At 42.5% G+C, this 11,748-nt stretch carries 5 protein-coding genes and 1 pseudogene; 4 read left to right on the forward strand and 2 right to left on the reverse strand.

Annotated features, from left to right (window positions below; genetic code table 11):
* The first annotated feature begins 418 nt into the window (after positions 1 to 418).
* Together RRG12_RS25955 and RRG12_RS25960 are read left to right on the forward strand one after the other, a co-directional pair.
* Complete coding sequence (locus RRG12_RS25955) at positions 419 to 4,684, forward strand: PAS domain S-box protein (RefSeq protein WP_420761152.1); 4,266 nt, start codon at positions 419 to 421, stop codon at positions 4,682 to 4,684.
* 166 nt (positions 4,685 to 4,850) lie between these two features.
* Complete coding sequence (locus tag RRG12_RS25960; RefSeq protein WP_420761167.1) at positions 4,851 to 5,234, forward strand: beta-lactamase hydrolase domain-containing protein; 384 nt, start codon at positions 4,851 to 4,853, stop codon at positions 5,232 to 5,234.
* 246 nt (positions 5,235 to 5,480) lie between these two features.
* On the opposite strand, the pseudogene RRG12_RS25965 reads toward RRG12_RS25960, so the two are convergent.
* Positions 5,481 to 5,681, reverse strand: a pseudogene (locus RRG12_RS25965) (HetP family heterocyst commitment protein); the annotation flags it as partial.
* 1,056 nt (positions 5,682 to 6,737) lie between these two features.
* Here RRG12_RS25965 and RRG12_RS25970 point away from each other — a divergent pair.
* Entirely contained in the window at positions 6,738 to 9,149 is a 2,412-nt protein-coding gene (locus RRG12_RS25970; protein WP_420759492.1) for a sucrose synthase, read from the forward strand.
* Between the two features lie 160 nt (positions 9,150 to 9,309).
* Here the strand turns inward: RRG12_RS25970 and RRG12_RS25975 are convergent, their stop codons facing one another.
* On the reverse strand, positions 9,310 to 9,510 hold the full coding sequence (locus tag RRG12_RS25975) for a hypothetical protein (protein WP_420759493.1): 201 nt from the start codon (positions 9,508 to 9,510) through the stop codon (positions 9,310 to 9,312).
* 24 nt (positions 9,511 to 9,534) lie between these two features.
* Here RRG12_RS25975 and RRG12_RS25980 point away from each other — a divergent pair.
* The coding region (locus RRG12_RS25980) for a glycoside hydrolase family 65 protein (RefSeq protein WP_420761153.1) at positions 9,535 to 11,748 on the forward strand (2,214 nt) is incomplete at its 3' end.

The following is an 11,748-nucleotide window of genomic DNA, read 5'->3' on the forward strand; positions in this document are numbered from 1 at the left end:
TTTTTGTAAAATTTATACATACTTTTTAAGTAATGCTCTCAGGCTTATTGATCTATCTCTCCACAAGAGCCTCAAATTATTTTTCGTATCATCGATTAATTTCAAAGATTTCATACTAACAAGACTAGGAATTAAGGTAATCTCTTGAGATAACAGATCATCTATCTCTAATTTGACAATAGAATGAGTTTGGCGACTCTAAAAGTCTATCTACTTCCTGGTTTAGTTACTAACTTGTTCTATATACCCTGTATTTAGTTTGATAAGATTTGCAGGGCAGATTTATCAATATAAGTGATTTATTCTCTATTAGAGTCGAATAGTTCCCTATTATCAACAATTTACTTTCTCTAGCGAACACTAGCTTCCACTAGTTTGTCCTGATATCAAAAAGATCATTAGAATTGACAAATTAACCATGCGATTCAACGATCAACTGATTAACTTACCTAGCTTAAATCATGTTATTAATCGTTCTCCATTAACGATTAGCCCTGATAGTTTTGTAATTGAAGCTATTGTCTTAATGAGTCAGGAAAGATGTAGTAATTATGTACCTACCAATTTAAATTTTTCATTGGATTTAAACCCCAGAAATCAAACATTAACTGGTTGTGTCTTGGTTTTGGAGAGAGGGAGATTATTAGGTATTTTTACAGATAAAGATGTACTTAGTCTTATAGCTTCGGGAATAAACTTATCGACGGTGACAATGGCTGAAGTGATGACACAGCCAGTAGCTACCCTTATACAATCAGATTCTCAAGATATTTTTACCGCTTTATCGTTATTGCGTCAGCATCAAACTCACTATTTGCCCGTTTTGGACGATCGCGGGCAAGTGTTAGGAATTATCACCCAGACTAGCTTGCTACAAGCCTTTGACCTAATCAAAATGGTTGGGGTAGTTGACGGCTTACAGCAATTTTTACAAAAACCCACAGATGAATTCCAGTCGGTTAATCAGCCAATTGAGATAGAGCAAGTCCGCTGCCAAACTCAAAATAACTTAAAACTATGGGTTGAGGCACAATCGGCTGAAATCATGGAAGTTAATCAGGAACTTCAGCAAGCTCTTGAAGAACTTCAGGTAGTGGAAGAAGAGTTGCGCGAACAAAACGAAGAGTTGGCCGTTGCCCGTGAGCAAATAGAATTGGAACGAGAGCGTTACCAAGATTTGTTTGAATTTGCTCCAGATGGTTACTTGGTAACTGATGCCGTAGGTATTATCCAAGAGGCTAACCGAGCAGCAGCAAAGTTGCTGGCTGTTCGCCAAAAATATTTAGTCAACAAACCATTAATTTTATTTATTACTCGCCAAGATCACCAGACTTTTACTACCCGACTGAATAATTGGCAGCAGATACAGGAATGGGAAGTTTACCTAAAACCACGGGGAGGTAGAATTTTCCCAGCTAGCATTAGAGCCGCTGCTATTTACGATTCAGAGGGGGATCTTGTTGGTTGGCGCTGGTTAATTTGCAATATTAGCGATCGCCAACAGGCAAAGGAAGCACTGCGCCAATCTTACGAGGAGTTAGAAAAACGAGTGGCGGAACGGACAGCAGAACTTGTGATATCCAATGTTCTGTTGCAACAAGAAATTGCCGAACGCCAACGCGCAGAAGTTGCATTGCGACGGAGCGAACATTTATATCGCCAACTAGTGGAAAGTCAAACTGATATAATTATTCGCCTTAATTTGCAAGGACAGATTACCTTTGCCAACATAACCGCTTGTCAAACCTTCGGCTGGAAAGAAGATGAGTTTTGTGGCCAGTCATTTTTCCAGTTTATTTATCCAGAAGACTTGCCTAAAGCGATGGAAGATATGGCAATTTTAGAATCTTCATTCCATCCCTTGACTAATCGTGAGCGACGTGCATTTACCGTCAATGGTATTCGCTGGTTTCAATGGAATGCGATCGCAATTCGTGATGAAAAAGGAGAGATTGTTGAAATTCAAGGGGTAGGTAGAGATATTACCGAACAGCAAGCCGCGCTACACGAACGCCAACTTGCCGAAGCAGCACTGCGCCAAAGTGAGGAGAAATTTCGCAGTTTTGCCGAACACACCCACGCAATGATCTGGATTGGTAGCGCAGATTCATTTCATCCTTTGTACATTAGTCCTGCTTATGAGAAGATTTGGGGTCGTTCTTCCCAGCATTTATTTGAGCAGCCAGACTCCTGGATAGACACCATTCATCCAGACGATCGCGATCGCGCCACCCAATCAATCGAGCAACTGCTTAGTGGTAGTAAATCCATTTCAGCAGAATATCGGATTTTGCGACCCGATGGATCAGTGCGCTGGATTTGGAATCGGGGCTTTGCTGTCTATGATGACCAAGGAAAAATTAACTATTATGGTGGCATTGCCGAAGATATCACAGAGCGTAAACTGTCCGAAGAGTCACTGCGCCAGAGCGAGGAGAAATTTCGCACTTTTGCCGAAAATACCCACGCAGTTATCTGGATTGCCAGCACAGATTCATTCCGAACCTTGTACGTTAGTCCTGCTTATGAGAAGATTTGGGGTCGCTCTTGCCAAAATCTATTGGAGCAACCTGAGTTATGGATAGACACCATTCATCCAGACGATCGCGATCGCTTAACCATTACAGCAAAGCAACAGCTCATTAGTGAGTCGGTTTCAATAGAATATCGAATTTTGCGACCTGATGGATCGATGCGCTGGATCTGGGATCGAGGCTTTGCTATCTATGATCACCAAGGAAAAGTTCAGCACTATGGTGGCATCGCCGAAGATATCACTGAGCGCAAACTGTCCGAAGAGTCACTACGAGAAAGTGAAGCGCGATTGAGTTTAGCTACCGAAGCAGCCCAAATGGGCATCTGGGATCGGAACCTGATCGCCAATACTTGTATTTGGTCTGCCAATATGGGGCCACTTTATGGTCTGCCGAGCAACACCTTGTGTCCAACCTTTGAAGACTATTTCAATTTCATCTATCCAGAAGACCGCGAATCTGTGGCTGCGAATATCGCTCGCATGATTGAGCAAGGAAAGGGATCTACAGAGTATCGAGTTATCTGGCCCGACGGCAGTTTGCACTGGTTAAACTGCAAAGGTCAAGTCTACTATAACGAACTTGGTCAGCCGATTCGGATGATCGGCACAAATCGGGATATCACAGAGCGCAAGCTAGCGGAACAAAAAATCTTTGAACAAGCCGCTCTACTTGATATCGCCACCGATGCCATCTTGGTTCGAGATTTCCAGTCTCAAATCTTATTCTGGAATCAAGGTGCAGAGCGGATGTACGGTTGGCTGTCTACAGAGGTTATAGGAAAAGATATCCGGGAGATTTTATATCCAGCAGGAACTCAGCAGCAACTAGAAGAACCGCTAAAAAGCGTAATTGAGAGTGGCTCGTGGCAAGGTGAGTTACATAAAATTACAAAATCCGGTCAAAAAATTATTGTGGAAAGCCGCTGGACATTGATGCGCGATGCTGCGGGAGAACCCAAATCTATCCTGACTGTTGACACTGATATCACCCAAAAGAAACAACTCGAAGAACAGTTTTTTCGTACCCAGCGATTGGAAAGCCTTGGTACCCTTGCAGGTGGTATTGCCCACGACTTGAACAATATATTGACACCAATTTTGGCCGCGGCTCAATTGGTACAGGGACAATTTTTTCAAGATCAGGAGCGTTCTGGGCAACTGCTGGCACTTGTAGAAAGCAACGCTAGACGCGGAGCAGCTTTAGTAAAGCAAGTCTTGTCTTTTGCGCGAGGATATAAAGGAGAGCGGACAATTATCCAAATCGAGTACCTGATTTCAGAAATTATCCAAATTGCTCAACAGGCATTTCCCAAATCGATTGAATTTTCCACAGTTATTCCAGAAGACATTTGGGCGATCGCTGGGGACACCACACAACTGCATCAAGTGCTGATGAATCTGGTAGTAAATGCCCGCGATGCTTTGCCAGATGGCGGTAACATCACAATTTCTGCGGAAAATAAGTTTATTGATGAAGCTTATGCCAGAATGAATCTCGATGCCAAAGTCGGGCATTACATTGTGATTACCGTTGTCGATAACGGAATTGGCATATCACCAAAAATATTAGATAGAATTTTTGAGCCATTTTTCACCACCAAAGAAGTCAATGCAGGTACAGGACTCGGCCTTTCAACAGCGCTGGGTATTATTAAAAGCCACGATGGTTTTATCAAAGTGTCTAGCAATGTTGGTAAAGGCAGCAAATTTAACCTGTTCTTACCAGCTGTGGAAGCAACCCCAGAGTTCAAGATAGAAGAGATGGAACTGCTCCCAGGACAAGGAGAATTGATTTTAGTGGTAGATGATGAAGCACAAATTCGGGAGATTGCCACAATCATCTTAGAAAACCATAACTATAAGATACTGGCTGCCAGTAATGGCATAGAGGCGATCGCACTTTATGCCCAACACAAGCATCAAATCAATGCTGTATTGATGGATATAATGATGCCGGAGATGGACGGAATTACCGCTATTCGCACCTTGAAAAAAATGAACAGCCAGGTTCAAATTATTGCCTGTAGCGGACTGAACTCAATGGAGGTGTTTGCCCAAGCCACTGATGCTAATGTGCAAGCAGTTTTATCAAAACCCTATACCGCCAGAGAATTATTGAGCAGTTTACACAATCTATTCAGAGGGTAGTGGGTAGTGCTGAGTGGGAAATCTCACTTCTTTACTCGGAACTGTTTTACCCAATGCCCAATGCCCAATGACAAATGACAAATGACAAATCCCTCACAAGTTCCTCAAATTGTTTTCCTAAGATTAAGATATGGGCAACGTCGGTAAAATGGGGTTAATCCGGCTGATGAATATTGTTAGGAAAATTAATGATGAGTTAGCGATCGCAGGGCAAATTACATTAGATCAGCTAAAACAAATAGCTGATGAGGGTTATAAATCTGTACTTAATCTACGCTTGCCCGACGAAACAGGCTTACTGGTTGATGAACAGGAGAAGACTGAGCTTTTGGGATTGTACTACGTTAATCTCCCAACTAAATCTGAAGATATTAATCATCAAGCTACGCTCCAGATATATCAGACCATCATTGAATTACCCAAACCAATTCTGATACATTGTGATAATTCAATTCGTTCAGCCGCAATAGTATTGTTGTATATCGCCATCAAACAGGGCATAACATTTGAAAAAGCACTAGAAAAAATTATTAGCTTAGGTTTAATATAAGTAATTCGTAATTCGTAATTCGTAATGATGCTTCTATATCACTAACCCTGCGCTAACTTAATTCGTAATTTTTGAGTTTCAAGGATTGCGGAAATCCCCACCTTCTCTGCAAGATGCTAACGCGAACAATGTACTAATACCAATTTGAAAAAACCAAAGGATGTGTTGCAATCATTAATTGAATGGGTATAACAAGGTGGGGATTAATTGTGAGTGGTGATGACGATTGCATCCAGCAAGACATCATAACTGGCTATTGTCTTTCATTAAACGGCTGTAAGTTCGTTGGGGAATAAAGTGGAGTGGATTGTAACCAACGAAACGCAAAATCAGTACACAAGCCCATGAATATCGTCCATCGGTAATGGCTTCCATAACTTGCTCTAATTGTTCTGGACTAATGGCTTTGTGAAAATTTTTCTGAGAAGAAGAAATGTGGTAGTTCATAGCTAACCCTGATGTAAGTTATCTAAATCGAGGTGTATCAGTTTATTCCACCATATTCTGTTTTCTGAATTGGCTTGAGCAATATATCTGCAATACAACGACGACGGATGATAATTTTGGCAGTGACTATTTGACTAGTCTCTAATCTGCTTACATTTAGTTTGTTTATGCTAAAACTGGCTGGATTTAATTTATTTATGGGGTGATGTTCTACTGGCGTTGGCGTAGCCCACCGAAGGTATCGCTCAAATTTTGCTGTATTGCTTAATCGGGAATAGTGTTTTATGCCTGATTGAGAACTAACTTATATACATAGAATAATCTGTCTTTGCTGCCACTCCAGCCAATTTGGCAGTTTTTTAAATTTGGGCATTGGGGAAAGACTTGCTAAAACTTCCTCCCTGTTCAATAACTACCTTTTTAGTGCAATACCCAATGCCCAATCTCCAATCCTCTAAAAGGTTGAATTAACAAGTGTTTCGCTGTGACTTTAGGCACTTTTAGATCCCCCCTAAGAGGATGTTTTAAAAGTCCTCTTGTCGGTAACAAAAGGTTTTAGATCCCCCTAAATCCCCCTTAAAAAGGGGGACTTTGATTCCGGTTCCCCCCTTTTTAAGGGGGGTTAGGGGGGATCTAAACGTGTCTAAAATCACACCAAAATACTTTTAAAACAACCTCTAACCTCCCTTAAAAAGGCTACGGTGTACACACAAGTCCTAAAAACCTAGCTTATCTCGTTCCTAGTCTCCGACTGGGAATGCATTCATTGAGTCTCTGACTCAATGTCTGACTAGAGGCAGAGCCTCTAATAGCCCATTCCCATGCAGAGCATGGGAACGAGATAATAACATAATTGCGAATTGTGCGAATTGTGCGAATTGTTTTAAAGTCCCTCTTTCAACCTCTAATACTATAGACTTACAGAGTTTCATACCAGAGCTAGACGTAAAGATTTTTACAGTTATTTAGAATCGTGGGGGAGATGTACCTCACAGAACCGGAGACTGGAAAGAAATATGAGGTTATTACCTAGCTAAATTTCTAGGATTCGTCATCATGTATGAACTAGTTCAAGCTGTTTTCAACGGTGATGAAAAAGCTGCTCTACATCAGTTAATTTATACGTTGAGTTCTTCAGGTAAGTGTTACTTCCTGAGAAATGAGATTTTGCAAGCTTTTGCTGACTACTGTCATCAATCCCAAAAGCCAGCCTATTTTTACTACTCTTCTTCTGTTGGCAAACTGATACAGTACACCCACGAAATAATTCTCGAAGAGGAAAGTACTTGGTTTGTGATTCGACCCACAATTGCTAACCAAGAAGTTTGGCAACTGACAGCCGATTTGAGTCGGTTTGAGCAAATGACGCCTCAAGCGCTGTTAGATGTGAGAGATCGCTCAGTTAACCGTTACCAACCCCACATCCTCGAAATCGACCTTCACCCCTTCTATGAAGGTTCGCCAAGAATCGACGACCCCAGAAATATAGGTCAAGGTTTAGCATTCCTCAACCGTTACCTGTGCAGTCAATTGTTGACTGACCCCCAATATTGGGTAGAAATGTTATTTCAAGCGTTACATGGGCTGCAATACGATGGTATTCGCCTATTGTTGAGCGATCGCATTCCCTCTGGTATTCAGTTAGCCAAACAAATTAAGCCAGCCCTCAAATTGCTGAGTGAGCGATCGCCTGATGAACCTTATGAAAATTTCCGCTTTGAACTCCAAGAACTCGGTTTTGAGCCAGGTTGGGGTAACACTGCGGCGCGAGTCTCCGAAACCTTAGAACTCCTCGATCGGCTCATTTACTCCCCAGAACCCGGCATTTTAGAAACATTTGTAGCCCGCGTCCCCGCCGTCTTTCGCGTCGTCCTTGTTTCCATCCACGGCTGGGTTGGACAGCAAGATGTTTTGGGAAGAGATGAAACACTCGGTCAAGTTATCTACGTTCTCGAACAAGCTCGCAGCTTAGAAAACGAACTGTGTGAACAAATCAAACTCGCTGGACTCGACCAGTTAGGCATTAAACCCCATGTAATTATTCTCACTCGGCTAATTCCTAACTGTGAAGGGACATTTTGTAATCTGCACTTAGAAAAAGTTGAAGATACTGAAAATGCTTGGATATTGCGCGTTCCTTTTGGTGAATTCAATCCAGAAATCACGAATAATTGGATTTCTAAATTTGAGATTTGGCCTTATTTAGAACAATTTGCTCTAGATGCAGAAAAAGAATTACTAGCTCAATTTAAAGTCAAACCTAATCTTATTATTGGTAACTACAGCGACGGCAATTTAGTAGCCTTTCTTTTATCTCGCCGGATGAAAGTCACCCAGTGCAACATTGCCCATTCCTTAGAAAAACCTAAATATCTATTTAGCAATTTATATTGGCAAGATTTAGAAGAAAAATATCATTTCTCGGCACAATTCACCGCTGATTTGATTAGCATGAATGCAGCCGACTTTATCATCACATCATCTTATCAAGAAATTGTCGGCACACCTGATACTGTAGGTCAATACGAGTCGTATAAATGCTTTACAATGCCACAGTTGTATCATGTGGTTGATGGCATTGATTTGTTTAGTCCTAAATTTAACTTAGTGCCGCCGGGAGTAAATGAAGATATTTTCTTTCCCTATAGTCAAAAAGAAAACCGAGATTTTCACCTTGTTAAGCAAATCCACGACTTACTCTTTAGCCGCGAAGACCCCCAAATATTTGGTCATTTAGATTACCCTAATAAGCGACCAATATTTGCCGTTGATACTATTACTTCAATCAAAAATCTCACTGGTTTAGCTGAATGTTTTGGTAAAAGTCAGGCGTTGCAAGAGCATTGTAACCTGATTCTTTTAAGCAGTAAACTACATCCACATGAAGCTATAAACAAAGAAGAAGCAGAAGAAATTCAAAAACTCTACAACGTTATTGATCAATATAATCTTTATGGCAAGATTCGCTGGTTGGGAATGCGTATCCCTAGCAGCGAACTCGGCGAAGCCTACCGAGTAGTTGCAGATGCTCAGGGAATTTATGTCCATTTTGCCCGCTTTGAATCCTTCGGACGGAGTATTTTAGAAGCGATGATTTCCGGCTTGCCAACTTTCACTACTCAATTTGGCGGTTCTTTAGAAATTATCGAAAACCAAGAAAACGGATTTAATATTAATCCGACGAACTTAGAAGAAACAGCAAATCAAATTTTAGATTTCCTTGAAAAATGCGAGGCTCATGGTGAATACTGGCACGAAGTTTCAGAATGGATGAGTCAGCGAATTCATCACAAATATAATTGGCATTTACATAGCAATCAATTATTACTACTTGCTAAAATGTTTAGTTTTTGGAACTTTGTTGCTCCCGAAAATAACGAAGCCAGAGATCGGTATATGGAAACCTTATTTCATCTCATTTATAAGCCCAGAGTCGAAAAGATTTTGGAAAAACATAAGGCTGGGTGAGCGACTGGGGACTGGGGACTAGGAACTGGGGACTGGATTTATCCACCTCAAAGACTCATTCATCCACCTCAGATACTCATTCATCCACCTCAGATACTCGTTCATCCACCTCAGATACTCATTCATCCACCTCAGATACTCATTCATCCACCTCAGATACTCATTCATCCACCTCAGATACTCGTTCATCCACCTCAAAGACTCGTTCATCCACCTCAAAGACTCGTTCATCCACCTCAAAGACTCGTTCATCTAGCTCAAAGACTCGTTCATCCACCTCAAAGACTCGTTCATCTAGCTCAAAATTCCTATTCCCCAGTCCCCAATCCCCATTTCCCAGTCCCCAGTCCCCATTCCCCATTCCCCATTCCCTACTCCCCAACTTATGCACACAAAAGGTCGTTCTCGCCATTTTATCTACACAGATTGGATATTAATCGAAACCCAGTTTGACCCTGAGCAATTGCACTCTAAAGAAACCGTCTTTACAATTGGCAATGGATATCTGGGAACAAGGGGCTGTTTTGAGGAAGGTTATCCTCATGCATTGCCAGCTACTTTTATCCACGGTGTCTACGACGATGTGCCGGTGGTTTACACTGAACTGGTAAATTGCCCTGACTGGCTACCCTTGATCGTGATTGTGAATGGCGATCGCTTCCGTCTCGATCAAGGTGAAATATTGCGCTACGATCGCCAGCTTGATTTACGTCAGGGACTTCTCAGCCGTTCTCTGCGTTGGCGCTCTCCTAGTGGAAACACTATAGACATCGGCTTTGAACGCTTTGCTAGTCTTGCAGATCCGCACGTGTTGGCGCTACGCTGCCATTTAACGCCTGTAGATTTTGATGGGTTAATTGAAGTTCAAGCTAGTATCAATGGCTATCCAGAAAATCAGGGTTTTAATCACTGGGAAGGACTAGATCAAGGCAAGATCGACCAAGGAATCTGGTTGCAACGCCGCACCCGCAGTTCCCGAATTGAACTCTGTATGGCAGCTAAGATGAAAATATCGGGCACTGAAGCATCTTTGCAAGTCAGTACCGCACCTGGTTATCCAACCTTGACCACGACCTTCTTGGGTAAAGCACAACAGACTGTAACAGTAGAAAAACTAGTGACAGTTTTTACCTCGCGGGAGGTGGAAACACCAGTCCTAGCCGCTCAAGAAAAACTCGCGCACCTCCCAGACTACGCAACCTTATTAAAAGCCAATGAGCAAGGGTGGGATGAGGTTTGGCAGCAAAGTGACATCCTCATTGAGGGGGATAGCACAGCTACTTTTGCTGTTCGCTACAACCTATTTCAACTGCTGATTGCGGCTCCACGCCATGATGATCGGGTGAGTATTCCGGCGAAAACTCTTTCGGGGTTTGGCTATCGCGGTCATATTTTTTGGGATACAGAAATTTTTATGCTGCCCTTGTTTCTGTTTACCCAACCAGCGATCGCTCGTAATTTACTCAGTTATCGCTGGCACACCTTACCAGGAGCTAGACGCAAAGCAGCCCATTACGGATATAAAGGGGCAATGTTTGCCTGGGAAAGTGCTGGTACCGGAGATGAAGTCACACCACGTTGGGCACTCGAAAGTAATTTTTATGGTGAAGACGTGCGGATTTGGTGCCGCGATCGCGAAATTCATATCAATGCAGATATACCTTACGCCATTTGGAACTACTGGCAAGCCACTGGTGATGATGACTGGATGCAAAAGGTCGGCGCAGAGGTGATTTTGGATGCCGCTATTTTTTGGGATAGCCGAGTCGAATTCAATCCTGAACGTGAACAATACGAAATTCGGGGAGTAATTGGAGCGGATGAATACCATGAATTAGTCCACAACAACGCCTTTACAAACCGGATGGCGCAATGGCATTTAGAGAAAGCGATCGCAGTTTATGATTGGTTGACTGACAAATTCCCCGAACGAGCGACTGAACTAGAACAGAAACTAAAACTCACCTCCCAAAAGCGAACGCACTGGCAAGATATCATCGCCAAAATATTGTTTCTCCATGACCCATTAACAGGATTAATTGAGCAGTACGAGGGCTTTTTTCAATCGGAAGATATCGATTTAGCAGATTATGAAGGGCGCGATCGCTCCATGCAAGCTATCTTGGGTGTTGACAGAATCAACAAATATCAAGTAATCAAGCAGCCAGATGTCTTGATGCTGCTTTATTTAATGCGGGAATCAGCAGATTTTCCTTATAGCGAAAAAGCATTGCAGACCAACTGGGACTACTATGCACCCCGCACGGATATTACCTATGGTTCGTCCCTTGGCCCGGCAGTTCACGCCATCTTAGCTTCAGATTTGAGCAAATCAATCGAAGCTTACGAACTGTTTATCCGGGCATTGATGGTGGATCTTGAAGATAACCGAGGTAACACCAATGATGGAATTCACGGCGCTAGTGCTGGTGGCATTTGGCAAGCTGTAATTTTTGGGTTCGGCGGCATTCAATTAACCGAAAAAGGGCCCGTAGCCAACCCCCATCTGCCCCCAGGCTGGACGCGCTTGAAGTTTAAACTGCACTGGCGCGGGCAATGGCACGATTTTGATTTGCATGGGGGATTGGGCATGGGGCAT

It is taken from the genome of Nostoc sp. CALU 546, from assembly GCF_048836525.1.